The organism is Rhodococcus gannanensis, assembly GCF_042681175.1.
GTDB lineage: Bacteria > Actinomycetota > Actinomycetes > Mycobacteriales > Mycobacteriaceae > Rhodococcus_G > Rhodococcus_G gannanensis.
Genome location: NZ_JBHUFB010000007.1, coordinates 32,246 through 58,010, shown reverse-complemented (window position 1 = coordinate 58,010; position 25,765 = coordinate 32,246). Strand labels below are relative to the sequence as shown.

The following is a 25,765-nucleotide window of genomic DNA, read 5'->3' as shown; positions in this document are numbered from 1 at the left end:
TGCGCGTTTTTGGTAGTTCCCACTACCAAAAGCGCGCACAGGTGGCGGAGCCGCCTACGCCGGGCCGAACTCCTCGAGCATCTCGGTCACCAGCGCCGCGATCGGCGAGCGCTCACTGCGAGTCAGCGTGATGTGCGCGAAAAGCGGGTGCCCCTTGAGCTTTTCGATCACCGCGGCAACGCCGTCGTGCCGACCGACCCGCAGGTTGTCGCGCTGCGCTACGTCGTGGGTCAGCACCACCCGTGAACCACTACCGAGGCGGGACAGCACCGTGAGGAGCACGTTCCGCTCCAGGGACTGCGCCTCGTCGACGATCACGAACGAGTCGTGCAGGGACCGGCCGCGAATGTGGGTGAGCGGCAGCACTTCCAGCATTCCCCGGTTGATGACCTCGTCCATCACCTCGGGACTGGCGAGGCCGTCGAGGGTGTCGAAGACGGCCTGTGCCCACGGCCCCATCTTCTCGCTCTCACTGCCCGGCAGGTAGCCGAGTTCCTGCCCGCCGACCGCGTAGAGCGGGCGGAAAACAACGACCTTGCGGTGTGTGCGACGCTCGAGCACCGCTTCGAGGCCGGCCGTGAGCGCGAGCGCCGACTTGCCGGTGCCCGCCTTGCCGCCGAGCGAGACGATGCCGACGCTCTCGTCTAGGAGCAGGTCGAGCGCGACGCGCTGCTCGGCGGACCGCCCGTGCAGCCCGAACGCCTCCCGCTCGCCCCGCACCAGCTGGACCTGCTTGTCGGGGGTGACGCGACCGAGCGCGCTCGACCTGCCACCGAGAAGCCGGATTCCCGTGTGGCAGGGAAGCTCCCGGGCCTGCTCGAGGTCGATCACTCCGTCACCGAAGAGCTGGTCGATCTGCTCCGATGCGACGTCGAGTTCCGTCATACCGGTCCAGCCCGACGTCACCACGTCCTGCGCGTGGTATTCGTCGGCGGGCAGGCCGACCGCGCCCGCCTTGACGCGGAGCGGGATGTCCTTGCTGACGAGGACCACGTCGTTGCCCTCGGCGGCGAGGTTCAGCGCGCACGCGAGGATGCGTGAATCATTCGAATCGGTGCGGAATCCCACCGGGAGCACGGCCGGGTCGGTATGGTTCAACTCGACCTGGAGCGTGCCGTCCTCTGAGCCGATCGGCACCGGTTGATCGAGCCTGCCGTGCTCGAGTCTCAGGTCGTCCAGCATCCGAAGCGCCTCTCGCGCAAACCATCCCAGCTCGTGATGGTGTCGCTTGCCCTCCAGCTCGCTGATGACAACCAGCGGCAGCACGACCGCGTGCTCGGCGAACCGGGTGACAGCCCACGGATCGGAGAGCAGGACGGAGGTGTCGAGGACGTAGGTGCGGACGGAGCGGTTTGCGGTCACGGTGGCTCCTACGCTGACGCGGCGCCCGCGCAAGCGGCGGTTCGCTGGGCCGGCCGGTCCGGGTGGGCCGAAGCCCACAGGGACCGGGCGCCGGTCCCCTCGCACTGCGCGATGTCAGTCACGACTCGAACCTCCCGGACGGGCAACTTCCCCTGTCACCCGTTGGTCTGAACGCTACGTCCACATCACCCGTCCCTGCGCGACCAACACGGTGAACGTTGCGTAAACCAAGATCGCGAGAATCCCGCGTTCGCAGGACTTCCGGACGCCAGAACAGCCTCTGCAGCCCCGATGGCATCAGCTGTCCCGAATCGGACAGCAGGGAGGTGAACGGCAGACAGAGCACGACGCTGCACGCGCCCAGTCACCGTCAACGCGAAACGGCCCCCATCCCTTCGGATGCGGGCCGTTTCGTAGGACGAATGATCAGACGTTCTTGGAGAGCAGTCCCCAGTTCTCCAGGCCGTCGTACAGCGGGAAGTCCAGGGCCAGCTTCGACACCCGGGCACGCAGGGCCGCGACGTCGGTGTTCTGGCCGTTGGCGAGGGCGGTGGCGATGATGTCGGCGACCTCGGTGAACTCGGCCTCGCCGAAGCCGCGGGTGGCCAGCGCCGGAGTGCCGATGCGCAGGCCGGACGGGTTCATCGGCGGGCGCGGGTCGAACGGAACGGCGTTGCGGTTGACGGTGATTCCGATCTCGTGCAGCAGATCCTCGCCCTGCTGGCCGTCGAGCTCGGAGTTGCGCAGGTCGACGAGCACCAGGTGCACGTCGGTGCCGCCGGTGAGGACGGAGATGCCGTTGCCCGCGACGTCGGCGCCACCGAGACGCTCGGCGAGGATCTTCGAGCCGGCGAGGGTGCGCTCCTGGCGCTCCTTGAACTCGGGGGTGGCGGCGATCTTCATCGCGACGGCCTTCGCGGCGATCGCGTGCATCAGCGGCCCGCCCTGCTGACCGGGGAACACCGACGAGTTCAGCTTCTTCGCCCATTCCTGCTTGGCCAGGATCATGCCGGAGCGGGGGCCGCCGAGGGTCTTGTGGACGGTGGTGGACACGACGTCGGCGTGCGGCACCGGGGAGGGGTGCAGACCGGCGGCGACCAGACCGGCGAAGTGCGCCATGTCGACCCACAGCTTCGCGCCGACCTCGTCGGCGATCGACCGGAACGCGGCGAAGTCGAGGTGACGCGGGTACGCGGACCATCCGGCGATGAGCACCTGCGGACGCTCGGCGAGGGCGATCTCGCGGACCTGGTCCATGTCGACGACGTGGGTGTCCTCGCGGACGCCGTAGGACGCGACCTGGTAGAGCTTGCCGGAGAAGTTCAGCTTCATGCCGTGGGTGAGGTGCCCGCCGTGCGCGAGGTCCATGCCCATCAGCTTCTCGCCGGGGTTCATCAGCGACATCAGCACGGCGGCGTTGGCCTGGGCACCGGCGTGCGGCTGCACGTTCGCGAACTCGGCGCCGAAGACGGCCTTGGCGCGTTCCTTGGCGAGATTCTCCACGACGTCGACGTGCTCGCAGCCGCCGTAGTAGCGGCGACCCGGGTAGCCCTCGGCGTACTTGTTGGTCAGGACGCTGCCCTGCGCCTGCAGCACCGCGCGGGGCACGAAGTTCTCGGACGCGATCATCTCGAGGGTGTCGCGCTGACGGGCCAGCTCGCCGTTCATTGCCGCGGCGACCTCGGGGTCGAGTTCGGCGAGCGAGGCATTGTTGACGTCGGTGCTGGGCACAGCGGTCATCGAGGAGTCTCCAAGTGGAAGGCCGGGCAGGGGCACGTCCATTCTAGGGCCAGGTCAACGGCACCCGGTCACGGGTCCCGACCGGGTGGTACCGGCCAACGGGACATCGGGTGTCCGCCGGGGCGGGATCACGGTTCGATGTCCGGACACATCACTGCCGAACCCACCCACGGAGACCCGATGACCCTCGACGACATGCTCGCCGAACGCGCGATCACCCGCACCCTGATTCTGATCGCCCGTGCCATGGACGATCGCGACTGGGCGGCACTCGACGACCTGGTCGCGCCGGACGTCACCGCGGACCTGGGCACCGGGGAACTGCGTGGCCTGGTCGCGATCGTCACGAGCATCCGATCGTTCCTCGACGACTGCGGGCCGACACAACACCTGCTCGGAAACGTGCTGGTCGACGTGGACGGCGACACGGCCACCAGCCGTGCCTACGTGTCCGACATGCACATCGGTGCCGGTGACCGGTCCGAGCTGACGTTCCGCACGCTCGGCGACTATCGCGACAGCTGGGTACGCAGAGGCGACCGCTGGCTGCTGGCCCGTCGGGTCAAGCACAACCGGGCCCACATCGGCTCGTTCGCCGCCCTCGGCCCCGGGCCGGGTGGGTGGTCGCCGCGAGGCTGAGGTCGCGACCTCAGCGCAACGACGACGGGATGAGCGGCTCATCCAGGAGCCTGCGGAACAACTCGGCCCGCTCGGCCGCGTCCCCGGCGCGGCCGAGCCACGTGTCCAGCAGCCGATAGCCCTCGACGTAGGTCGACGAATAGGCCCGCCACAGCGACGACGACAGGAATCGCAGCGACTGCCGGGCCCGTTCCGGCGACGTGAGGTTCCAGGTCTGCAGGAACTCCGCGACCTCGTCCTGGGACCGTCCGCGGTCGTGCAGCAGCAGCGCCGCGTCCTGCCGCACCCCCAGCAACCCCGCCGACGCCGTCGACAGGGCCTCGGCGCGCTCCCCGTCGAAGCGGAGGCCGAGATCCGCGTAGATCTCCTCCGCCCACTTGCCCCAGCCAGGCCCGACGATCGCGCCCAACGCGTGGTCCGCGAGGCCCTCCGCCATCAGGCACTGGGGGGTGTTGACCAGGAAGATCGTGTGCTCGACCTGGCCGGCGTCAACGAGTCCCGCCTCCTTGCGGCAGTGCTCGGTGTGGTGCCCAGGGTACGACTCGTGCGCGATCAGGTGCGGAAGGTGCGCCATGTGCTGCTTGAGGTCGGAATTGATGGCGACCTTCGACCGGTAGTCACCCAGGTAGTAGTTGAACCCCGACCAGGGCTTGTCCCCGACCACCTCGTACTCGACGCGTTCGGTGTCCGGCAGCGGGTACCGGGCGCGCACGAGGTCACGCAGCGCCGACGAGAACGCGTCGACGCACTCGGCGAGCCGCTCCGGCGGGATCTCGTCCGCCGTTCGGTGCGCCTGCAGTCGCTCCGCCAACGGGCGGCTGCCGTCGCCCGCGAGGACCTCGTCCATCGCCCGGTGCGCGGCCCGGTAGTCGTCGACGGACCCCGGCTCGATCCGGACGTCGAAGTAGGCGTGCACCTCGTCGACGAAGCCGATGTCCTCGCCCGCGAACTTGCGCGCCGAGCACTCGAGGGCACGCAGGTGCACGTCCAGGAACTCGGCGCGGTCGGGGGCGACCTCGACACTGGGCAGTTCCGCCCGCAGTTCCGCGGCCCGGCGGGCGAGCTGCCGAGGCTCCGGCGGGGGCGCGTTCTCCACCTGCCTACGCAGTTCGGGGTCGCCGGTGAATGCGTCGACGAACCCGTCCTCGATCCGGTCGAAACCGAGCCCGAGCAGCAGATACTCGCGTACGAAGGTGGTGGCGTCCATACCTGTGCACCCTAGTGGCCGGACCCGACGCAGCATCGGACTGTGTGGGCGAGCACAATCCACCTATGCAGATCGAGGCGATGCAGATCGAGGCCGGGGCGCGCGAATGGCGAGGGTGAGCGAAAGCAGCCCCTACGTCGAATTCGACCGGAAGCAGTGGCGGACACTGCGGAAGTCGACGCCGCTCGTGCTCACGGAGGAGGAACTCCAGGGCATGCGGGGCCTCGGTGAGCAGATCGACCTCGACGAGGTCGCCGAGGTGTACCTGCCGCTGGCCCGACTGATCCACCTGCAGGTCGCCGCCCGGCAGCGCCTGTTCGCCGCCACCGCGACCTTCCTCGGCGAGAAGCACCCGGATCGTCAGGTGCCGTTCGTCATCGGTGTCGCGGGCTCGGTCGCCGTCGGAAAGTCCACCACCGCTCGCGTGCTGCAGGCGCTGCTCGCGCGCTGGGAACACCATCCCCGGGTCGACCTGGTCACCACCGACGGTTTCCTGTACCCCACGGCGGAGCTGACGCGCCGCGGCATCATGCACCGCAAGGGTTTTCCGGAGAGCTACGACCGTCGCAAGCTGCTCCGGTTCGTCACCGAGGTGAAATCCGGTTCCGAAGAGGTTGCCGCCCCGGTCTATTCGCATCGCTCGTATGACATCGTCCCCGGGCAGTACCACCTGATCCGGCAGCCCGACATCCTGATCCTCGAGGGCCTGAACGTGCTGCAGACGGGCCCGAGGCTGATGGTCTCCGACCTGTTCGACTTCTCGATCTACGTCGACGCGAAGGTCGAGGACATCGAGCGCTGGTACATCAAACGCTTCCTGGCGCTGCGCAAGACGTCCTTCGCGGACCCGCAGGCCCACTTCCACCACTACTCGAACCTGTCGGACGAGCACGCCACCATCGCCGCCGAGGACATCTGGAACTCGATCAACCGCCCGAACCTGGTCGAGAACATCCTGCCGACCCGTCCTCGCGCGACGCTGGTGCTGCGCAAGGACGCCGACCACTCCATCAACAGGCTGCGGCTGCGCAAGCTGTAGGCGGCTCCGCCGCTCGTGCGCGGTTTCCGGGTCTTGGGACCCGCTGACCGCGCACGAGTGCGGAAGTGCCAGGGCAGGTCTCCCGATCCCTCTCGGATGCACCTGCCGAATCGATCGTCGCCCGGCAAGCCCCAGGAGTCGCTCCGCGGGCTCCGCTCCTGCGCGGAGGAGAAGCAGATACCGCGGTTGTATCTGCGCCGACGACAACGCAGCAGGGCGGCGATCGAACGGCAGGGGCGCCGACCGGGGATTGGGAGAGATGCCCTACGTCCCGAAGCGGCGGTGCCGGGCGGCGTAGTCGCGGAGCGCGCGGAGGAAGTCGACGCGGCGGAACTCCGGCCAGTACGCCTCCGTGAACCAGATCTCCGAGTACGCGCTCTGCCAGAGCAGGAACCCGGACAGCCGCTGCTCCCCGGACGTGCGGATCACCAGGTCCGGGTCGGGCTGGCCGGACGTGTACAGGTGCCCGTCGATGGCCTCGACGCTGATCGCGTCGACCAGCGCGGCGCCCTCGAGACCCTCGTCCTGTTTCTGCGCGACCAGTGAGCGGACCGCATCGGCGATCTCCTGCCTGCCCCCGTACCCGACCGCGACGTTGACGTGGGTACCCGTCCGTCCGGCGGTGCGGTCGGCGGCCTCCCGCAGCCGGCGAGCGGAGTCCTCCGGCAGGAGGTCGAGGGTGCCGACGATCTTCACGGACCAGTTCTGGTCCGGTCCGGAGATCTCCTCGACGACGTCGGTGATGATCTCGATGAGGGTGTCGAGTTCCTCGGGGTCGCGGCGCAGGTTCTCGGTGGAGAGCAGGTAGATCGTCGCCATCTCGATGCCGGCCTCGTCACACCAGGTGAGCAGTTCGGCGATCTTGAGCGCGCCCATGCGGTGGCCGTGCGCGACGTCGGTGAATCCGTTCTCCCGCGCCCAGCGGCGGTTTCCGTCACACATCACCGCGACATGGCGAGGACGCTGCATCCCGTCGAGCTGCCCGGTGAGGCGCCGCTCGTAGAGGCTGTACAGCAGGTCGGAGGGCTTCACCTGGACATCACCACGGGAGGTCACATTACGCCCGCGCACCTCCACCGCGTCAGGCACCGGCGCTCTCGGCCACTCCCCGGCCGTCGACGGCCCGTCCGCCCGGCCGACCGCGGGGTACAGTGACCGAAAACCACAACCTACGGTTCCGTAGGTTGTGAGATCCGAGCCCTGGGAGACGCCAGATGACCGCCCTGGACGAACCACTCATCCCGGTCAAACCACGGCTGCGCGGATGGATCCACCTGTGGGCCTTCGTCGTGGCCGTCGTCGCGGGTGCAGCGCTCGTCGTCTCGGCCTTCACGGTGTCCACTCGGGCGGGCGTCGCGACCGCCGTCTACGCCGCGACCGTGTGCGGCGTGTTCGGTGTGAGCGCCGCCTACCACCGCATCCACTGGCCGACGGCGCGCTCACGCACCTGGATGAAGCGCGCCGACCACTCGATGATCTTCGTGTTCATCGCCGGCAGCTACACACCCTTCGCGACCCTCGCGCTCCCGACGGCCACCGGACGAACGCTGCTGACGGTCGTGTGGTCGGGTGCAGTCGCCGGGGTCGCGCTGAAGATGTTGTGGCCCACCGCACCTCGATGGGTCGGCGTGCCTCTCTATCTGCTGCTGGGCTGGGCCCTCGTACCCGTTGCGGGGGATCTGGTCGAGCAGGTCGGCTGGCTACCGCTGATCCTGCTGGCGGTCGGTGGCGTGCTCTACAGCGTCGGCGGGGTCCTGTACGCGGCGCGGTGGCCGAACCCGTGGCCCGAGACGTTCGGGCACCACGAGTTCTTCCACGCCGGCACCGTGATCGCCGCCGTCTGCCACTACCTCGCGGTGTGGCTGGTGCTGCTCGCCTGACTCTTCCGGCCGACTCGGTCGACGAGTGTCGCGAGCTGCGAGCCCAGCTCGGCCGCCCCCGCGGGCAGCACCTCGACGACGTCGTCGGCGCGGTTGACCAGATAGCGGCCGTCCGCGACGTCGATCCACTGGAACACGCCACCGTCGTCGGTGGGGCGCCAGTCGACCGCGGGACCGGGGTGAACCCCTATCTCGCCGATACCCAGCCTGCGCTGCGCGAAGAAGGCCCGCACGTCGTCCGGCGTGCCCCGGCCGGCGACCGGGCGCATCAGCGAACCGTTGCCACGCTCCGGTTCGGCGACGAGCCGACGCCCCGTCCCGCGGTCCGCCGACGGCAGCGCCGCGATCACCGCGTTCGACACCCGAGTACGCGGCACCACGGCGATCCGTACGTCGCCACCGCTGTCGACGTCCGCGCCGGGCAATTGGCGGACGACGACGGCGCTACCGCCGCGGAGGCCGGCGTGCACCCGGGTCACGGAGGTGAGTCCGGCGCCGGTGAAGGCGCACACCTCGACCCGCAGCTCGGGTTCGAGCAGCGCCGACATCGCACCCTGCAGCGTCCCGTCCACGCCCGAGCGGAGGGACTGCGCGGCACCCCCCCGCGCGCGCTGCTCGGCGTCCGCCGACTCCGCCGAACTGCGGTACGCCATCGGGTACGGGAGCCTGTCACGACCGAACAGGCGCCACAGAACGTCGAATTCCATTGCCGAGAAACACCACTCGGCAGCGGGCCGGCCGGTCATGCGCCGAACACCGGAGGAGCGACGAGCGGCAGGCTGCCCACGAGCTCGTTGCCGTTGTCGGCGTTCACCAGGTACCCGGGCGTGGTGTGCTCGGTGTCGTCGTCGCCCCCGCCGCCTCCACGCGCCGCCGGTGGCGCCATGCCCATGCCGGGTGCACCCGCCCTGCCCGCGGCCCCCGCGGAGGGAGCTGCGGACGCGCCCACACCCGCCGCCGCGCCACCACCGGTGACAGCGAACCCGCCCGGGACGCCACCCGATCCGGACCCGCCGCCGAATCCTCCTGCACCGTAACCGCTTCCTCCCGCTCCGGACCCCGAACCGGCACCGTACCCGGAGCCGGCCGACGACCCGTGGGCACCAGCGGGTCCCGCCGCGTTGCCGCTCGCCGAGGCCGGCGTCGTCCATGCGTTGTCCACTGCGCTCGACGCGGGATTCACCTGGGCGTCGGAGTAGCCATCTGTACCTGTCGACTGATCGAACGCACCGCGGTTCGCAGTGTCGGCCGCGATGTCACCCGCTCCGTCACCGCTCGTCTGATCACCGTCGCTCGTCTGATCACCGTCGCCCGTCGAGGTCCCGTTCCCGTCGACTCCCGGCGGCGTGGTGCCGTCCTCGGCGCTCCAGCCACCACCGCCACCGCCGCCGCCGCTGCCGCTGTCGTCCTGAGGGGTGACGGAAGCCGGATCCCATGTCCGGGCGCGCTCGAACTGGACGCCGGACCATCCGGCGTCGGTCTGGAGGGCCGTCGGGGCGTACACACCTTTCAGGACGAGGAGTGCCGCTTCACGCAGCTCGTTCCGTTCGTGCATCTCGTCCTTCAACAGCCACGACAACGGGTTGAGTCCGCTCAGGATGCTCGGCTGATCGGTCGTCGGTGGCATCTTGCGCTGGGCCTCGTGGAAACCGATCTGAGCCTCTGCCAGCTGACGGGCAACGTCGACCGCCTCGTCCGAGAGTCTCCCGAGATCGGTGGACGCGGCACCGACACGCGCCGACGCCGCCTCCGCCGCGGACCCCTCCCAGCCGGATCCGATCGCGGATGCGATTGTCGTACGGAACGTTTCGACCGCCGGTGCGATCCTCTCGGCGACGCCCGACCACGCCCGTGCGCTCGCGTCGATCGCCTCAGCGGAGATCGCGTCCGTCCGCGTCAGCATCTCCTCGTGGGTCATGGCATCGAAGTTGTCCATGACGAGTGTCGGGACCGGACAGGTATCTGTGCGGATGCCCAGCGCCTCACGCTGCGCATCGGCGTCGTCGGTCGCTTGGCGCTGATCGGCCCAGTTCGTCGCATCGGATCCGGCGACCTGCCGCGTGAATGCGCCAAGCGGGTTGTCGGCGGTGACGAGGTCCGCCGCTGCATCTGCGACCGGATCGACGACGTACTCGTTCCAGGCGTCCGAGAGAACCCCCATGCCGCTACACCCCTTCGCTCGTCGGTCGACCCACACGGCAACGCCGCATCACAACTGCTCCCCGTCACGACAACACTCCACTCACACACTCAGACGCAGCGCAGTGCCTTTCGGTTCCACCGGCCGATCACAGGGAATCCCCCACCGCCGCCAACCGGGCCGCATTCGCCTCCTCGGCCTCCCGATACGCCCGACCAGCAGCCTCGAACAGATCCCGCATCTGCTTGACGACTTCGATGTGACTCAGCAGTGCCACACGAAGTGACCCCTCGGGTCCATTCGCCAACTTCTCGAACTTGACCGCAAGTTCCTCACCAACCGAGAAAGCCCCAAATCGAGGTCTCCACTGGCCGCTATTGAACTCAGCACCCAACGCATCCAGTTCCGCGAGAAGAGCATCGCACGCCCCGATGCACCGCTCGGCAACTCCTTCATCCAACCTCAGTGCACCATCAGTCACAGCCTGACTCAACGAACCCGGCTGTCCAGCATCAAGAATCTCCCCCACGATGTTCCCCTTACACAGAGTTGGTCAGATCCGTTTCAGCTCATGCACTTTACGAAGGGAGGTACGGAACCAGGCCCACCGCCCGGTCCGACAACGACAAACAGAGATCGCCCGGATCGGAGTTGGACAGCTTCGCGTCCAGCCGAAGCATCGTCACACCCTGAGCACTGCCGAACGCCAGGATGCACGACTCCTCCACCGTGTCGTACAGCCTGCGGTGCTGGACCGCGAGCCGTCCCGCCACCTCCACGTCTCGATGATCGATGGTCAGCGAATCTGCCCGAACGCCGTCTAGCGTCATATCTGTGCCGGCGATCATCAGATACACGCCATCACCCTCGACGGTGCAAATCGTCCACCCCAAAGTCCCGGACTCCTCGTCGGGAGCCTTCTTCGTGGGATCGAGGCCCGCAGCGGCCAGCGCTTCATCAGGGATACCGACGCACCCATCGAAGGGCCCGCTCCCCGCGGACGCACTCTCCGGAGCACCCACAGCTTCACCACTCACGGTCTCGGTGCCACACCCGACCAACAACACCGACGTAAACACGAATCCCGCGACCACACCCCGCACCGAACACCCCCGATTACGCCGAATTTCCAACCCACTCACTGTGACCCGCCCGCCGCCGCCAGCCGGGCCGCGTTCGCCTCCTCGGCCTCCCGGTACGCCCGTCCCGCCGCCTCGAACAGATCCCGCATCTTCGTCACAGCCTCGATGTGACTGCGCAAGGCCACACGCAACGACCCGTCCGGTCCCACCGCCAACTGCTCGAACTTGTCCGCCAGCTCCTCACCGGCGGCAAAGGCACCGAACTGCGGCCGCCACTGCCGGTAGCCGAGTTGATCGTCCACCTCGGCCAACTCGGTTATCAACGCATTGCACGCCTCGACGCACCGCTCGGCCGTCCCCTCCTCCAGCCTCAGATTTCCGGACTCCACCGACCGCGCCAGCTCACCCAACGCCCCGGCATCAACGACATCCCCCACGACCGATCACTCCCCCGAAGAAATCATCAAAACCGGCAACGCCACTGAACCCTCACGCCGGAATGAACGGAACAAGATGCACCGCACGCTCCGACAGCGACCCACACATGTCCGGCTTCTCAGGATTGGACACCTTTCGTTCAAGCCGAAGCATCATCACGCCTTCCGAAGTGTCGAACGCCAGAATGCACGAATCCTCGATGGCGGTCGCCCGTCTCCGATGCTGCACCGCGATCCGGCCGGCGACCGAAACATCCACCTGATCAGTGATCCCCCTATCCGACCGCACCTCGTCCATCGTCATGTTCGTGAGAGCAGTCATCAGGGATACGCCGTCGCCTGAGATGATGCAGCCCGCCCACCCCTCGTGCTCCTCGTCAGGCGCCATCTTCTTGGACGGGTCGAAACCGGCCGCCACCAGCGCCTCGTCCGGCAGGACGGCGCACCCGTCGACTGGCCCACTCCCCGCGGACGCACTTCCCGAAGCCCCCACAGCCTCACCACTCACGGTCTCGGTGCCACACCCCACCAACAGCACCGACGCCAACGCGAATCCCGCGACCACACCCCGCACCGAACACCCCCGACGAAGACAACAGTGCGCTCACCTTACGCAAGGGCACCGGACGGCCGCGTGCTGCTACCGGGCGAGCGCCTCCGCCAACGCGTCGACGTTCGTCACCGGCCGATCGCAGACGACGCCACGGCACACGTAGGCCGCGGATGCGCCGTCGACGAGCGGTCGATCGGCCAGCAGTGGAGCAGAATCGGGCGCGCCTCCGACGACGACAACTCCGCCGGGCGCGATCCTGCGCGCCTCGTCGAGCAGATCCGACGACCCGTCGGTCGCGACCGCCACCTGGATCGGGCCCCGGACGGCAGCCTCTGCGACCGCGAGCCAGTGCCCCGCCGACCTTGGAACACGCTGCAGCAGAATGGTTCCCCGATCGATCGTCGCGGACGCGGCGGTGCCGTACCGTCCGGCCTCCGCCGGGCCCGACAGCACCGACGCGAGCAGCAGCGCCTCCGCCATCGAGGACGCACCTGACGGCGTCGCACCGTCCACGGGGTCACGGGGCCGCGCGATCAGCGTCTCCGCGTCGTCGGCTGTGTCGAACCAGCAGCCCGGCTCGGACTCGTCCGCAAAGTGTTCCAGGGCCGCGTCGAGAATCTGCTGTGCGCGAGCAAGCCAGTCGACGTCGCCGGTCACCTGATGCAGGGTGAGCAGTCCGGTGGCCAGCGCCGCGTGGTCGTCGAGGACGGCGGCCGCGTCACCGACGACCGACCCCAGCGACGCCCGCCGGAGGCGGCCGTCCACCAGGTGCTCGTCGAGCAGCGACCGTGCGCAACGCGCTGCGGCGTCGATCCACTCCGGGCGGCCCAGGCCGGCGCCGGCCTCGGCGAGCGCCGTGATCGCCAGGCCGTTCCAGGCCGTGACCACCTTGTCGTCACGGGCAGGCTGTGGCCGGGTCGACCGCGCGTCGAACAGTCTGCGGCGTACCGATTCCCAGCGCGACCAGTCGTCGGGGTCCGCCGGGAGTTGCAGCACCGACGTCCCGGCCTCGAAGGTCCCGGCGGAGCTCACCGCCAACAGCCCGGCCGCCCACACGCCGTCCTCGAATCCGAGCACCTCGATCAGCTGATCGGGAGTCCACGCGTAGGTCAGCCCCTCGACGCCCTCGGTGTCGGCGTCGAGAGCGGACGCGAAACAACCTGTGGCGGTGCGCAGATCACGCAGCAGGAACTCGGCGGTCGCCTCCGTGACCCGCAGCGCCAGGTCCGATCCGGTGCGCCGGGCCAGGTGCGCGTAGACGCGCAGCAACTGGGCGTTGTCGTAGAGCATCTTCTCGAAGTGCGGCACCACCCAGTCGGCGTCGACGGAGTAGCGCGCGAAGCCGCCACCCAACTGGTCGAAGAGGCCGCCCCGCGCCATCGCCTCGGCGGTCCGGGTCACCGAGTCGAGGACCATCGCCGAACCGGTCCGCTCGTGACTGCGGAGCATGCCCTCCAGCAGCGCCGACGGCGGGAACTTCGGTGCCCCGCCGAATCCGCCGCGCTCGACGTCCTCGTCCGCACGCACCGCGGCAACCGCCGCGTCGAGGAGTGCGTCGTCGAGAGGCACCGCTCCCGCGGGCAACGCACCGCCGGCGCGGCGGAGTTCGGTGGTGATCGACGCGGACGCCTGCAACACGTCCTCGCGGCGGGCCCGCCAGGTATCGTCGATCGCCTCGAGCAACTGTGTGAAGGACGGCATGCCGCCACGCGGCGACGGCGGAAAGTACGTGCCGCAGTAGAACGGTTCCCCGTCCGGGGTGAGGAAGCAGGTCATCGGCCAGCCGCCCTGCCCCGTCATCGCGACCGTCGCGTTCATGTAGATCGCGTCCAGGTCGGGACGTTCCTCACGGTCGACCTTGATGCACACGAAGTGCTCGTTCATCACCGCGGCGGTCGCCGCGTCCTCGAACGACTCGTGCGCCATGACGTGACACCAGTGGCAGGCCGCGTACCCGATGGACAGCAGCACCGGCACGTCGCGTTCGCGCGCCCACTCCAGCGCGTCGGCACCCCACTGCTGCCAGTGCACAGGGTTGTCCGCGTGCTGCCGCAGGTACGGGCTCGTCGCCTCGCCGAGGGCGTTCCGGTGCCGCGTCGCCACGCCTAGCCCGACGTCTGGGTCGGCGGCGTGGACGGCTTCGTCGCCGTCGTCGTGGCCTCGGAGCCGGCGGGCGGCAGTGCGCCGCCGCGGTCGGTGCCCTCGTCTGCCGCCTGGTCCGCTTCGGGATGCTCGGGTTCGAACGTGTCGGGCAGCTTCCGCAACTGCTTGTTCATCGACCGGATCAACAGCACGGTCCCGACGAGCAGCACGACGATGATCAGCAACCCGACCGGTGACGCCTTACCGAACTCGGGCCCGGTCGGGGTGCCCTGGGTCTGCGCCAGCAACGCGACCGTCGCGCCTGCCAGATTCACTGCTCCTCCTCCTGACGTCCCGCGGCCACACCGACGTGGTCGATGCCGGCGAACAGGTCGTTCTCCGGGATCGCGGTGGTGACGCGGGTCTTGGCCAACTCGAACTCCTCGGTCGGCCAGATCTTCTGCTGAATGTCGCGGGGCACGGCGAAGAACGATCCGTTCGGGTCGATCTGCGTCGCATGGGCGCGCAGCGCGTCGTCCCGCTGCGCGAAGTGGTCTCCGCAGGTGATCTGGGTGGTGACACGAGCCATCAGGTCACCCTGCTCGGTCTTCCACTTCTTGAGCCACTCCGCCATCGGGAACTCCTCACCGCGGCGGTCGTACTCCTCCTGGAACAGTTGGAGACGCTTCCGGATGAACCCGTGCGAGTAGTACAGCTTCAGCACCTCCCACGGCTCGCCCGTGTCGGGGAACCGATCGGGGTCCGCGGCCGCCTCGTAGGCCGCCACCGACACCTCGTGGCAGCGGATGTGATCGGGGTGCGGGTACCCGCCGTTCTCGTCGTAGGTGGTCATCACGTGTGGACGGAATTCACGGATCACGCGGACGAGCGCCTCCGTGGACTCCTCGAGTGGCACCAGCGCGAAGCAGCCCTCGGGCAGCGGCGGCTTCGGGTCGCCCTCCGGCAGCCCCGAGTCGACGAAACCGAGCCAGGTCTGCTGGACGCCGAGGATCCGAGCCGCCTCGGCCATCTCCTCCTTGCGGACCTCGCTGATCCTGTCGCGGACGCCGGGGACGTCCATCGCCGGGTTGAGGATGTCGCCACGCTCACCGCCGGTGAGGGTGACCACGAGCACCTCGTTCCCCTCGGCTGAGTAGCGGGCCATCGTCGCCGCGCCCTTGCTGGACTCGTCGTCGGGATGGGCGTGCACGGCCATGAGACGCAATCCGCTCACAGTCTTCCTTCACCTCAGCTTCGCCTGGAACCTACGTGTGGCTGCCGTCCACCTGCCGCGCCGACCGTGCGGGAGGCGTCCGTGTCCTTCCCCTATAGTTCCACCCGACACCTCCAGCGTCACCGTGACCCTGCTCGGATCACCACGCGGAGGGCACCCAGCCGGGCACGACGAGCTCGCCCGGACCGCTGCACGAGAGTCGAGCGCATGACCGAGACGACCCCCTCCGATCGCTATCCGATGCCCAAGGGCAGTGTCCGCGGGTCCCGGATCACGGCGATCGTCCTCACCATCGGAGTCGTTCTCCTCGGCATTGCCATCGCCTGGCTCGCCTACAACAGGTTCGCGGCCAAGGACATCAAGTTCGACGTGCTCCAGTACTCGAACGTGGACGACGAGACCATCGCGATCAGCTTCACCGTCACCCGCGAAGACCCCACGGAAGCGGCTCTGTGCATCGTGCAGGCGAAGTCCGTGGATCGTTCCGAGGTTGGTCGTCGTGAGGTCGTCGTGCAACCGTCGGAGCACGACACGGTCCAGATCGACACCCAGATCAAGACGTCGCAACGAGCTGCGATGGCCGACTTGTACGGATGCGGCTCCGACGTCCCGACCTATCTCACCGTCAACTGACATCGCGGCACGCCGCGCCGCGGCGCCGACCTGGATCTTCGCTGGAAAATCCCAGCTCGTGCTAGACTCGCCGGATACACGGTTCCGCGTTGGAGCCGTGTATTGCTGCATTTGCATCTGGACGTGCGGTTGCACGCGCACCCGGACGCAGGCGGCCTGCTGCACACACGCGGCCAGGCGCGCGCCCGCCACACGGTGGGCCGACCGGGGGATTCACCATCCGGGGGACAACGCGCCCAACCGCAGCCGACCACCGGAATGGGTGGTCCGTCCAGGGGACCGTGAGGTTCCGACTACGAGGAGTGATCGAGCATGACCGAGACCCAGGTGACCTGGCTGACCCAGGAGTCACACGACCGGCTCAAGAGCGAACTCGACCAGCTCATTGCCAATCGTCCGGTCATCGCGGCCGAGATCAACGAGCGTCGCGAGGAAGGCGACCTCAAGGAGAACGGTGGCTACCACGCCGCCCGTGAGGAGCAGGGCCAGCAGGAGGCGCGCATCCGCCAGCTGCAGGAACTCCTCAACAGCGCCAAGGTCGGCGAGGCCCCCACGCAGTCCGGCGTCGCGCTGCCCGGTTCGGTCGTCAAGGTGTACTACGACGGTGACGAGACCGACACCGAGACGTTCCTCATCGCCACCCGCGAAGAGGGCGCCCGCAACGACAAGCTCGAGGTCTACTCCCCCAGCTCCCCGCTCGGCGGCGCGCTCATCGACGCGAAGGTCGGCGAGACCCGCGAGTACGTCCTGCCCAACGGCAAGACGATGAAGGTCACCCTGATCAGCGCGGAGCCGTACCACGCCTGACGGCCCAGACGATCCCCCCGGAACCCCGGTTCGCGCACCAGCGCGGGCCGGGGTTTCGTCGTTCCGGTGGGGCAGCCACCCCCTGCGAGACTGCCCCACCAGAACGGGACCAGCGACGCTCCCCTCCCCGGACGGGCGTTCAGCTGTTCCCACCAATTCAGACGCACCGACTGCTGAATAGGTTCCGGCGGTCCTGAAGGAATTACGAAACTTGGGCTGCCGGGCTCGAATGGCGTCAACCCCGCCTGCTGGCCCGCCGCCGATCGGCCGAGGACTGCCCCTGCGCCTCTGGACACGCGAGATGGGCGGTTCGCCGCTAATGGCGTACGTAGCGAGTGGACCCGCGGTAGAGCGCCGGTTTGGCGAGCACCTTCACAACTCGGCCGAGTGCGGACTGGACCGAAGATCCGTGGGTTCGAGCCAGTGGACGAAGGCGCGCCACCGCGCAACCACGTGTCGGTGGACGAGTCCGGGCACCATCACCGCCGCGAAGAAGGGGACAGCGATGAGCCCCAGGACCGTGAAGAATGCCGGCACGACAACACGGGCCACCTGCTCCGACGCGGGTGCATCCAGGGTGGTCGCCCACGCGACGACCAGGAATCCGATCGACAACGCGACAGCCCAGAATCGTATGTGCGGGCCCCCGAAAACGATCGCGATCGCCCACCCGAGATAGAACAGTGCAACGACGCCATACAAGAGCGCGAATTCCCGCGCCAGCCAGAGTCGCTCATCCGCCGCCACGTCTGCCATGACGTCAGACTCCCGGGCCATGAGGACGAACGCCCCGACCAGCATTGTCGCGGAGGCAAGCCCGCATGCTGCCTCGATGGTTTTCCCGAGCCTGTCGAGCTTCTTGAACGGCAACGCCGAGAGCACTTTCGACAGGCTCGTGGCGAACAGCTGACATCCCGTGATCATCGCGAGATAGGGCACCAGAAGCCCCCAGTTTTCCTTCATCTCTCCCCCTTGGGCACCGACGCGTCGGCCGCTGTGGCCCGCGTCGAATGCGTGGGAGTTTGGTAACACGCAGGACCGACATCGCCCGGGGTCGCGCGACCCAGGTTCCTGTTGATCTCAACGGTGAGTCGCACTGCACGGACCTCAGCCGGCGCGACCTCGACTTTGGTCGTTCTCGGCTCGGATGTACGTCAACCGCCGGAGGCGCTGGTCCACCCGGCCAGCGTCTCCGCGATCGCGTCGAGCTCGAGATTCCCGGTGGATGCCTCGATGACAAGGTTGTAGGCGTCGTCCTCCGGGGCATCGAGGTGCCTGCCATTGAGGGAGTAGAAGACGTACGCGGCCACCCAGCACAGTCGTTTGTTGCCGTCGACGAGGGCATGATTGCGGACGATCGACTGCAGCAGCGCCGCGGCCTTGGCGTGCACCCCGACGTAGGCGTCGTCGCCGAACACCGTCACCGCCGGGCGGTGGGCGGCGGCATCGAGCAGGCCGATGTCGCGCACCTGTAGACCACCAAGTTCCTCACACAGGGCGACGAGGTCCTCGGTGGTCAGGTACCGGGTCACTTCGACAGCCGGTCGAGCAGCGGCCCGTACTCGGCGATCGCGGCACGTGCGGCGCGCCGCACGTCGCTGTCCTGGTTCAATCGCGCGGCGCGGTCGGTGATCGCCCGGATCACCGCTTCCTGCTTGCTGACATTCTCAGCTCGTGCCAGCTCACTCAGCAACAGGTCCTGCTCGTCGGTCAGTCGCAGCGTCATGCTCACGTAGACCATGATACCGACCTGATACCACAGATGCGATCGCACAGGACAGCTAGGCAGCCCGCGCCAGTCGCCGCTCTCCGACGATCCCGAACGCACGCCGCGGCTGCTCCCGCTGCAGCGGGAGTGAACTACAGCCAACGGGTCGCCGAAGTCCAGCAGACGTGCGCGGCGACCGTCGCAGGTCGTTCTGCTACGGTCGTCGATGTTCTGACACGGGGTGCTCCGCGAACGCGGGGCTGAGATGAGACCCGAGAACCTGTCCAGGTAATGCTGACGAAGGGATGTCATGTCTACGACGCATGCGCTCACACCGATATCCGGTGGATTCACCGACCACCTCTGGGCCGAGACGAAGGCCCTGCGGGTCGCGATCGACGACCTCGAGTTCCTGCACCGCCTCGGTGACGGCACGCTGCCGCTCGAGGTGTTCCGCACCTACATCGAGCAGGATTCGCTGTACCTGGCGGGCTACGCGAAGGCGCTCGCGCTCCTCGCCGCCCGCGCTCCCGAGCCGCAGGCCGCGGCATTCTGGGCGAACTCCGCGGCCAACGCCGCCGCCGTCGAGTCCGCACTGCACGAGGAACTGCTCGGCGTGCTGCCTCCCCGTGTGGACGCGCCGGAGCACTCCGCCGCGTGCCTCGGGTACGTCTCCTACCTGATCGCCGCCGCAGCGACCGAGCCGTACTCGGTCGCCGCCGCCGCCGCGTTGCCGTGCTTCTGGATCTACGCCGAGGTCGGACGAACCCTCGCCGCAAGCGCGGCGAAGGTGCTCGCCGCCGACCCCGACCACCCGTACGCCAAGTGGGTGACCACCTATGACGCACCCGAGTTCCAGGAGTCCGCGGCCCAGGCGCGAGCGCTGGTGGACGCCGCGGCCGAGGGCGTGAGCGAGCGCGAGCGCGCCGACATGCTCACCGCGTTCACCGTCGCCACCCGGTACGAACTCATGTTCTGGGACACCGCCCTGAACCCGCAGCCCTGGCCCGCACCGTGAGCGCCCGGATCCGCCGTGCCGTCACCGGGATCGCCGCTGCCGCTCTCGCGCTGACCGCCGTCACCGCGTGCAGCTCGGACTCCGGTTCCGACGACACCATCCGCTTCGCACTCGACTGGACCCCGAACACCAACCACACGGGCCTGTTCGTCGCGCTGCAGCGCGGGTACTTCGCCGACGCCGGGCTCGACGTCGAGGTCCTGCCGTACAACAACACCGCCGTGGACACCGTCGTCGACGCTGGCAACGCGGAGTTCGGGATCAGCACCCACAACTCGTCGACGTTCTCCCGCGCGTCGGGGGCGCACACGATCTCCGTGCTCGCTCCGCTGCAGCGGTGGGCGACCGGTATCGGTGTCCGCGCCGACCGCGCCGACATCGCGAGCCCGAAGGACCTCGACGGGAAGACGTACGCCGGGTTCGGCGATCCCGGCGAGAAGGAAACCCTGCAACAGGTGATCCGCAACGACGGGGGCACCGGCGACTACGACTCCGTCACCCTCGGCACGTCCGCCTACGAGGCCGTGTACTCGGGCGAGGCCGACTTCACCGTCTCGTACCTGGCGTGGGAGGGCATCGAGGCCGACCACCACGGCACCCCGATGAAGTACTTCGACTACACCGACTACGGCTTCCCGGAGGCGTACGCCATCGTCGTCGACGCCAACGAGGACTGGATCGAGGCGAACCCGGAGCAGGCGACGAAGTTCGTGCAGGCCCTGCAACGCGGCTACCAGGCGGCAGCGGACGATCCCGACGCGGCCGCGCAGGACCTCATCGACGCCAACCCCGGCGCCTTCAACGACGAGAAGCTGGTGTTCGAGAGCCAGCAGATGCTCGCCGACCAGTACATGCGCGGCGCCGACGGTACGGTCGGGGGGCAGACGCTGGAGCAATGGGCGGGCAACTCCGGCTTCCTGTACCGCAGCGGGCTGCTCACCGGTCCGGACGGCTCGCCGCTGACCACCGAGCCCGACTGGTCGACGTACTTCACCAATGAGTACCTCGGTACCCCGTAGCGGGGAACGAACTGCTGTGCGAGACAACACGACCCCTGCTGCCGGCGCCCGTCGCCCGGCGGCGGGGGTCCGTCGCATCATCCCCGCGCTCGTCGCAGTGGCGGTCCTCGTGGCGATCTGGCAGATCTACGTCGACGTCAGCGGAATCCGCCCACAACTGCTGCCGTCGCCGATGCGCGTCGTCGAGCAGGGCTGGGCGCACCGCGACGAGATCGGGACGCACGCCGCCGCGACCCTGCAGGTGACACTGATCGGGTTCGGGGTGTCACTGATCCTGGCGTGGGCGCTCGCGATCGTCGTCGACTTCTCCCCCACGCTGCGGCGCGCGTTCGTGCCGCTGTTCGTCGCGTCCCAGACCCTGCCGATCATCGCGATCGCGCCCCTGATGATCATCTGGTTCGGCTTCGGACTGCTACCGAAGGTCCTGGTCATCGCGCTGGTGACGTTCTTCCCGATGGCGATCGGCTTGATCGAAGGATTCGCCGCCGCCGACCGCGAGGCCGGCGCACTGCTGCGCAGCATGGGCGCCACGAAGCGGCAGGTGTTCCGGTACGTGCGCCTGCCGTCCGCGCTGCCGCGGTTCTTCACCGCGCTGCGCATCGGCATCACCTACGCCGTGGTCGGGGCGGTGTTCGCCGAGTACGTCGGCGCAAGCCAGGGCCTCGGGATCTACATGAACCTGCAGAAGAACTCGTTCCGCACCGACCTGGTGCTGGCGGCCGTCCTCGTCACCGCCCTCGTCAGCATCACCCTGTACCTGCTGACGTTCGCGGTCGAACGGGTCGTCGCACCGTGGGCCCGCGCCGAGAACAGGAGCAGCCGTGACTGACATCCCGAGCCGACTCGTCGTCGACTGCCTCACCAAATCGTTCCCACAGCCCGGACGCGGTCGACCCGACCGACAGGTCCTGGACGGGGTGTCGTTCACCGCCGAACCCGGCGAGTTCGTCGCCGTCATCGGGCCCAGCGGCTGCGGGAAGAGCACCGTCTTCACCATGCTCGCCGGGCTCGACACCCCCGATTCGGGCAGCGTCCGCGTCGGTGACGACCCCGCCACCGCCGGCCACTGCGCGTACATGCCGCAGAAGGACCTGCTCTTCCCGTGGCGCAGCGTCCTCGACAACACGGCACTCGGCCTCGAAGTGCAGGGCCTGTCGAAACAGGAAGCGCGGCAGCGTGCCCGCGAACTCTTCCCGACGTTCGGCCTCTCCGGATTCGAGGATGCCCGGCCGTCACAACTGTCCGGCGGCATGCGTCAGCGGGCCGCGCTGCTGCGGACCGTCGTCCAGAACCGAGACCTGCTGCTGCTCGACGAACCCTTCGGAGCCCTCGACTCCCTGACCCGCACCGAGATGCAGTCGTGGCTGCAGTCGGTGTGGCAGCGCTACCGGTGGACGGCGCTGATGATCACCCACGACATCCGCGAGGCCGTGTTCCTCTCCGACCGGGTGATCGTGCTGTCCGCCAGGCCTGCGACCGTGGTCCGGGAGGTGCGTGTGGACCTGCCCCGACCGCGGGAACTGTCGTTGGTCACCGCGCCGGAGTTCGTCGCGCTGGAACAGGAACTTCTCGAAGTGCTGCACGAGGAGTCACGCCGAGCGTTGGCCGAGCAGGACACCGAACATCGCCGTCCCTGACGAGCAGCACGTCCGACATCGCCGTGCCTGACGAGCAGCACGTCCAGCCTGGCTGCGGCTGAGGCGCTCAGTCGGCCGAGAGGGACTCGACGAGAGCGATCGGATCGACCGGGTCCGCGGCCAGGGCGGCCAGCACGTCGTCGCGCCGGTCCGCCGGAACGGGCTCCGCGCCGCCGATGATCTGGACGGTGCTTCCGGTGAGGACGACACGCGCCGCGAACAGATCGCCGACGGTCACCCCGTCCGGTACCACGACGTCCGCGTCGTCGCCGGTCCGCACGTCACGCAGGGTTGCCGACTCCCCGTTCACCGCAACCACCTCGTGCACCGACCGACTCACCAGCAGCCATCGGGCAGCGAGTTCGACCTCGTCGTCGGGCAGCAGTCGGCCGCGGCGGCTGAGGAAGTGCTCGAACATGCCGCCCTCGAACAACACGGTGTCGAGCGCCAGGGCGTCGGCATCCTCGGACTCCACATCGCCGCGGTGGGTGGCGCGCAGTTCGGCCAGCAGCAGGACCTGGTCGAACAGCGACGTCGACTGCACGAACAGACGCGCCTTCTCGTACAACCAGTGCGCACGCTCGTCGAGCGTCGAGTCGGACTTGCCGAGGTGGCACACCTTGTACTTCCGGCCCGACCCACACCAGCACTTGTCGTTGCGTCCCAGTTCGGGATGCTCCGCGGGGGCGAACCGCGTGAGCACCGCGTGCAAGCGTTCCGAATCTCCCCCCTCGATCCGGTTCAGCAGGTCGAGCCCGCGCTGTGCGTCGCCGCGGTCGGACGCGATCTGCGCCAGTTCGAACAACGCAGGGGTCCACTCCTCGTCCAACCCGACGGCGTCCTCGAAGTGCCGTTCCGCGATTGCGACATCGCCGAGCGAGTCGGCGGCCATGCCGGCCAGCCAGTGACCCGAGGCGCGGACCCGCCGAGGACCGTACCCGGCCAGCGCCTCCGCCACCGTGTACAGCGCGGGCAACTGCTCGTCCTCGTGGCCGTACGAGACGTCGAGTGCCGCCGCTGCCGCCGCCGGGTCCTCGAGCCCCGCGAGCCGGTCGGCTTCGCCCTCGAGGAGCTCCCGCGCCGCGTCCAGGTCCAGCTCGTCGTCGTGCACGGCCGCGACGAGCTGCACGAAGGCGAGCACCGCATCGACCTCGTCGGGATGCAGATCCGCCTCGCGGGCCACGAGCGCGACATGCCGGGCCAGGTGGTGGGCGTCGAAGTCGAATCCGCGGGCGGCGACGTAATCGCCCTCGCAGACGTAGCCGGCGTCGTCGACGAGATCGCCCAGTGGTCGGGTCGGTGTCGTGCACAGTGCCGGATCGTCGGCGAGCAGCTGCCAGACGACGGTTTCGAGATTGTCGGCGTTGTCGTCACCGATCAGCCGGTTCAGCGCGGCCGTCACGTCCGCGGCCGCGAGGTCACCGTCGACGCGCCGGACCGTGATCGCGCCGTCGCGCACCTCGACCGCGACGACGTCGCCGGCTTCGCAGCCGTCGAGATCGGCGGGATCGAACAGGAGCGCGGAGCCGTCCGGGAACTCGTCATCCGACACTCCGAGTTCGGCGATCTCGTCGGCGTCGTAGTCGGCGAACAGCGCCCGTGGCAGTTCCTCGTCGACCATCGCCAGCAACAGCACCGGCGCCAGGTCCGGTTCGGCGTCGATCAGGCCGGTTCGCACCTCGGGCGCGGTCAGCCGGTGGGTGAAGACGCGCCCCTCGAGCAGGGTGTCGAGGGCGACGCTGCGCCCGTCCGAGAGCAGACCCACCGAGAGCTCGTCGATCATCTCGACGTAGCCGACCATCTCCTCCGCAGTGCCGTGACCACCCGCGACGAGCAGGTCCGCCCATGCCTCGGACGTCAACGGTCCGTGCTCGCGAAGCGCCCACAACGCGGCATCGAGGATCGGGTCGTGGTTCTCGGGATCGGCGCTCACTCCCTGATCCTAGGCCGGACCTGCGCGCGTTTTCGGTAGCTCCCACTACCGAGAACGCGCACGGGTGCCGCAGGCGCTAGATGATGCGGCGAGCCTTCATGCCGTCGAACACGGGGCCGACGCGGACGACGTCACCGGTCTGCGGCGCGTGCACCATCTGTCCGTTGCCGATGTAGATCGCGACGTGACCGGGGCCGCCCGCCTGCCAGTTGCCGAACAGCAGGTCACCGGGCCGGGCCTCGGTCATCGGGATCTCGGTGCCGATGTTCCACTGCGTCTCCGACGTGCGCGGCAACACCAGGGTGTCGCCGGTCGCGGCGTACATCGCGTACGACGTCAGGCCGGAGCAGTCGAAGCCGCCACCGGACGGTCCGTTGATGTTGCCGCCACCCCACACGTACGGCAGGCCCAGGTATCCGAGCGCCGCCTCGACGACCTTGTTGCCGATGCTGCCGTCGGTGTTGCTGAGCGGCGCGAGGATCGCGGCGAACACCGGCTCGGAGTCGCGGATCTTCTTCACGTACGGCTTCGTCTGGTGTTCGTAGTCGTAGGCGCCGTTCGGCATCCCGCCTGCCCGCCGGACCGCGTCGACACCGGCGTTGTAGCCGGCGAGGGTGAGGTCGAGGGTGTCGCCGGTGACGACGCCCTGACGCTTCCACTCCTCGATCTGTCCGTACATGCTGCACAGCAGGTTGCCGGAGGCCATCACCGGATCCGCGACTCCGAGGACGTCGATCTTGCCGTCACCGTCCGCGTCCTTGCCCCACTTCTCCCAGGTCCCCGGCATGAACTGCCCGGGCCCCTTCGCGCCGGTGCGGGAGACGGGCGCGGTCGGACCGTAGCGGAAGCCGTTCTCCGCGTTGTACAGCGCGGCCAGGACCGGAGCCTTGATGCCGTCGCAGATCGCGCCCGCCTTGTTGAACCAGGGCACGAACACCGCAATCGAGCCGATCGGCGCGATGTTGCCACCGGGAAACGCCGCGTCGAACGAGTTGATCGCGCGGGACAGGTCACCGCCGAACGGGACGTCCGAGATGTCCGCTCCGTACACGTCCGACTTGGGCGACTCGGGCGTCGCAACAGGTGGCGGTTCGGGTGCCGGCGGCGGCTCCGGGGCAGGTGGAGCCGGTGGCAGGTACGGGTCGACGGCGTCGACGACGGCCTGCGAGGCGTCCTCGACGGCCTGCTGGGCCTGCGCCTGCATCTGCTCGGGCAGGAGGCCGATGACGTCGCTGACCTGCTGATCCACTGCAGGTGACGTGGCTTCGAACGATTGAATTGCTTGTGCAGCTTGCTCTTTGACCGGTGCGGGCAGATCGGACCCCTGTACCAATCCGCCCAGTGCCGTGGCAACGGCAACGATGACCGCTGTTGGGTCAACCGCCATGCGCATCCTCCTACGTCGACCGCGATGCGTGTGACGCTCGCCGCCCCCTGTGTGACTCGCATCACCGTATGACGGTTAACGCTGTGGTGCGCACTTTTCCGGCGAACTCTTAGACAGCCTTCAGGTTGCGCGCAACTCGCGGTACCACTAGGGGCACGGTAGGCACGATGGTGACGGAGAAGGTGTGCGACGCGCCGCCCGCGCACCTTTTCGGCTGTTCGGCCGATG

27 protein-coding genes and 1 riboswitch are annotated in these 25,765 nt (G+C 68.5%); of the genes, 9 read left to right on the top strand and 18 right to left on the bottom strand.

Features of this window, described 5'->3' with window-relative positions; translation table 11 throughout:
* Window positions 1–54: 54 nt before the first annotated feature.
* Together ACFSJG_RS03985 and glyA are read right to left on the bottom strand one after the other, a co-directional pair.
* The gene (locus tag ACFSJG_RS03985; RefSeq protein ID WP_378483911.1) at window positions 55–1,362 is read right to left on the bottom strand and encodes a PhoH family protein; all 1,308 of its coding nucleotides are present in this window, start codon (window positions 1,360–1,362) and stop codon (window positions 55–57) included.
* A gap of 426 nt (window positions 1,363–1,788) precedes the next feature.
* Window positions 1,789–3,102, bottom strand: coding sequence for a serine hydroxymethyltransferase (gene glyA / locus ACFSJG_RS03980; RefSeq protein ID WP_378483910.1), 1,314 nt, complete (start codon window positions 3,100–3,102; stop codon window positions 1,789–1,791).
* A 180-nt stretch (window positions 3,103–3,282) separates the two neighbouring features.
* Between glyA and ACFSJG_RS03975 the strand changes: the two genes are divergently transcribed.
* On the top strand, window positions 3,283–3,741 hold the full coding sequence (locus ACFSJG_RS03975) for a nuclear transport factor 2 family protein (protein ID WP_378483909.1): 459 nt from the start codon (window positions 3,283–3,285) through the stop codon (window positions 3,739–3,741).
* A 10-nt stretch (window positions 3,742–3,751) separates the two neighbouring features.
* On the opposite strand, the gene ACFSJG_RS03970 is transcribed toward ACFSJG_RS03975, so the two are convergent.
* A complete protein-coding gene (locus tag ACFSJG_RS03970) occupies window positions 3,752–4,948 on the bottom strand; it encodes a DUF885 domain-containing protein (RefSeq protein WP_378483908.1) in 1,197 nt (398 codons plus the stop codon).
* A 106-nt stretch (window positions 4,949–5,054) separates the two neighbouring features.
* Here ACFSJG_RS03970 and coaA point away from each other — a divergent pair, with 106 nt between their 5' ends.
* Complete coding sequence (gene coaA / locus ACFSJG_RS03965; RefSeq protein WP_007532343.1) at window positions 5,055–5,987, top strand: type I pantothenate kinase; 933 nt, start codon at window positions 5,055–5,057, stop codon at window positions 5,985–5,987.
* Between the two features lie 264 nt (window positions 5,988–6,251).
* Here coaA and ACFSJG_RS03960 read toward each other — a convergent pair whose 3' ends face one another.
* Entirely contained in the window at window positions 6,252–7,019 is a 768-nt protein-coding gene (locus ACFSJG_RS03960) for an isoprenyl transferase (RefSeq protein WP_378483907.1), read from the bottom strand.
* Window positions 7,020–7,201: 182 nt separating this feature from the next.
* On the opposite strand from ACFSJG_RS03960, the gene trhA reads away from it, so the two are divergent.
* Window positions 7,202–7,867: a PAQR family membrane homeostasis protein TrhA gene (trhA, locus tag ACFSJG_RS03955; protein WP_378483906.1), complete on the top strand. Its 666-nt coding sequence runs from the start codon at window positions 7,202–7,204 to the stop codon at window positions 7,865–7,867.
* Here the strand turns inward: trhA and ACFSJG_RS03950 are convergent.
* The 9 genes from ACFSJG_RS03950 to mca form a co-directional block, all read right to left on the bottom strand.
* A complete protein-coding gene (locus ACFSJG_RS03950) occupies window positions 7,834–8,574 on the bottom strand; it encodes an ESX secretion-associated protein EspG (RefSeq protein ID WP_378483905.1) in 741 nt (246 codons plus the stop codon). The two genes, trhA and ACFSJG_RS03950, sit on opposite strands and share 34 nt — an antisense overlap.
* A 35-nt stretch (window positions 8,575–8,609) precedes the next feature.
* Complete coding sequence (locus ACFSJG_RS03945; protein WP_378483904.1) at window positions 8,610–10,028, bottom strand: PPE domain-containing protein; 1,419 nt, start codon at window positions 10,026–10,028, stop codon at window positions 8,610–8,612.
* Window positions 10,029–10,155: 127 nt separating this feature from the next.
* Entirely contained in the window at window positions 10,156–10,536 is a 381-nt protein-coding gene (locus ACFSJG_RS03940; RefSeq protein WP_378483903.1) for a hypothetical protein, read from the bottom strand.
* Window positions 10,537–10,585: 49 nt separating this feature from the next.
* Entirely contained in the window at window positions 10,586–11,101 is a 516-nt protein-coding gene (locus ACFSJG_RS03935) for a DUF3558 family protein (RefSeq protein WP_378483902.1), read from the bottom strand.
* Window positions 11,102–11,145: 44 nt separating this feature from the next.
* Entirely contained in the window at window positions 11,146–11,526 is a 381-nt protein-coding gene (locus tag ACFSJG_RS03930; RefSeq protein ID WP_378483901.1) for a hypothetical protein, read from the bottom strand.
* A gap of 52 nt (window positions 11,527–11,578) precedes the next feature.
* Window positions 11,579–12,091, bottom strand: coding sequence for a DUF3558 domain-containing protein (locus tag ACFSJG_RS03925; protein WP_378483900.1), 513 nt, complete (start codon window positions 12,089–12,091; stop codon window positions 11,579–11,581).
* 75 nt (window positions 12,092–12,166) lie between these two features.
* Window positions 12,167–14,182 carry a thioredoxin domain-containing protein gene (locus ACFSJG_RS03920; protein WP_378483899.1) on the bottom strand — a complete coding sequence of 672 codons (2,016 nt, stop codon included), beginning with the start codon at window positions 14,180–14,182 and terminating at the stop codon, window positions 12,167–12,169.
* A 2-nt stretch (window positions 14,183–14,184) separates the two neighbouring features.
* Window positions 14,185–14,496, bottom strand: coding sequence for a hypothetical protein (locus ACFSJG_RS03915; RefSeq protein WP_378483898.1), 312 nt, complete (start codon window positions 14,494–14,496; stop codon window positions 14,185–14,187).
* Entirely contained in the window at window positions 14,493–15,395 is a 903-nt protein-coding gene (mca, locus tag ACFSJG_RS03910) for a mycothiol conjugate amidase Mca (protein ID WP_378483897.1), read from the bottom strand. Before mca ends, ACFSJG_RS03915 begins: the two co-directional genes overlap by 4 nt.
* A gap of 207 nt (window positions 15,396–15,602) precedes the next feature.
* Here mca and ACFSJG_RS03905 point away from each other — a divergent pair, with 207 nt between their 5' ends.
* Together ACFSJG_RS03905 and greA are read left to right on the top strand one after the other, a co-directional pair.
* Window positions 15,603–16,028, top strand: coding sequence for a DUF4307 domain-containing protein (locus ACFSJG_RS03905; RefSeq protein ID WP_378483896.1), 426 nt, complete (start codon window positions 15,603–15,605; stop codon window positions 16,026–16,028).
* Between the two features lie 312 nt (window positions 16,029–16,340).
* Window positions 16,341–16,835, top strand: a complete 495-nt coding sequence (greA, locus tag ACFSJG_RS03900) for a transcription elongation factor GreA (RefSeq protein ID WP_007532191.1) — start codon at window positions 16,341–16,343, stop codon at window positions 16,833–16,835.
* Between the two features lie 372 nt (window positions 16,836–17,207).
* Here greA and ACFSJG_RS03895 read toward each other — a convergent pair whose 3' ends face one another.
* The 3 genes from ACFSJG_RS03895 to ACFSJG_RS03885 form a co-directional block, all read right to left on the bottom strand.
* Entirely contained in the window at window positions 17,208–17,798 is a 591-nt protein-coding gene (locus ACFSJG_RS03895) for a hypothetical protein (protein WP_378483895.1), read from the bottom strand.
* Between the two features lie 191 nt (window positions 17,799–17,989).
* Window positions 17,990–18,367, bottom strand: coding sequence for a type II toxin-antitoxin system death-on-curing family toxin (locus tag ACFSJG_RS03890; RefSeq protein ID WP_378483894.1), 378 nt, complete (start codon window positions 18,365–18,367; stop codon window positions 17,990–17,992).
* Window positions 18,364–18,561: a CopG family transcriptional regulator gene (locus ACFSJG_RS03885; protein WP_378484249.1), complete on the bottom strand. Its 198-nt coding sequence runs from the start codon at window positions 18,559–18,561 to the stop codon at window positions 18,364–18,366. Before ACFSJG_RS03885 ends, ACFSJG_RS03890 begins: the two co-directional genes overlap by 4 nt.
* 209 nt (window positions 18,562–18,770) lie before the next feature.
* Window positions 18,771–18,866: riboswitch (TPP riboswitch) on the top strand.
* Here ACFSJG_RS03885 and ACFSJG_RS03880 point away from each other — a divergent pair.
* The 4 genes from ACFSJG_RS03880 (at window position 18,854) to ACFSJG_RS03865 (ending at window position 22,217) form a co-directional block, all read left to right on the top strand.
* Complete coding sequence (locus tag ACFSJG_RS03880) at window positions 18,854–19,561, top strand: TenA family protein (RefSeq protein WP_378483893.1); 708 nt, start codon at window positions 18,854–18,856, stop codon at window positions 19,559–19,561. It overlaps the preceding riboswitch by 13 nt.
* Window positions 19,558–20,580 (top strand): ABC transporter substrate-binding protein, encoded by a 1,023-nt coding sequence (locus ACFSJG_RS03875; protein WP_378483892.1) that lies wholly within the window; start codon window positions 19,558–19,560, stop codon window positions 20,578–20,580. Before ACFSJG_RS03880 ends, ACFSJG_RS03875 begins: the two co-directional genes overlap by 4 nt.
* A complete protein-coding gene (locus ACFSJG_RS03870) occupies window positions 20,558–21,409 on the top strand; it encodes an ABC transporter permease (protein WP_378483891.1) in 852 nt (283 codons plus the stop codon). Before ACFSJG_RS03875 ends, ACFSJG_RS03870 begins: the two co-directional genes overlap by 23 nt.
* Window positions 21,402–22,217 (top strand): ABC transporter ATP-binding protein, encoded by an 816-nt coding sequence (locus ACFSJG_RS03865; protein WP_378483890.1) that lies wholly within the window; start codon window positions 21,402–21,404, stop codon window positions 22,215–22,217. The genes ACFSJG_RS03870 and ACFSJG_RS03865 overlap by 8 nt, the downstream gene beginning before the upstream one ends.
* A gap of 67 nt (window positions 22,218–22,284) precedes the next feature.
* Here ACFSJG_RS03865 and ACFSJG_RS03860 read toward each other — a convergent pair whose 3' ends face one another.
* Window positions 22,285–24,150, bottom strand: a complete 1,866-nt coding sequence (locus ACFSJG_RS03860; protein WP_378483889.1) for an SEC-C metal-binding domain-containing protein — start codon at window positions 24,148–24,150, stop codon at window positions 22,285–22,287.
* A gap of 76 nt (window positions 24,151–24,226) precedes the next feature.
* On the bottom strand, window positions 24,227–25,537 hold the full coding sequence (locus ACFSJG_RS03855) for a C40 family peptidase (protein WP_378483888.1): 1,311 nt from the start codon (window positions 25,535–25,537) through the stop codon (window positions 24,227–24,229).
* Window positions 25,538–25,765 lie beyond the last annotated feature (228 nt).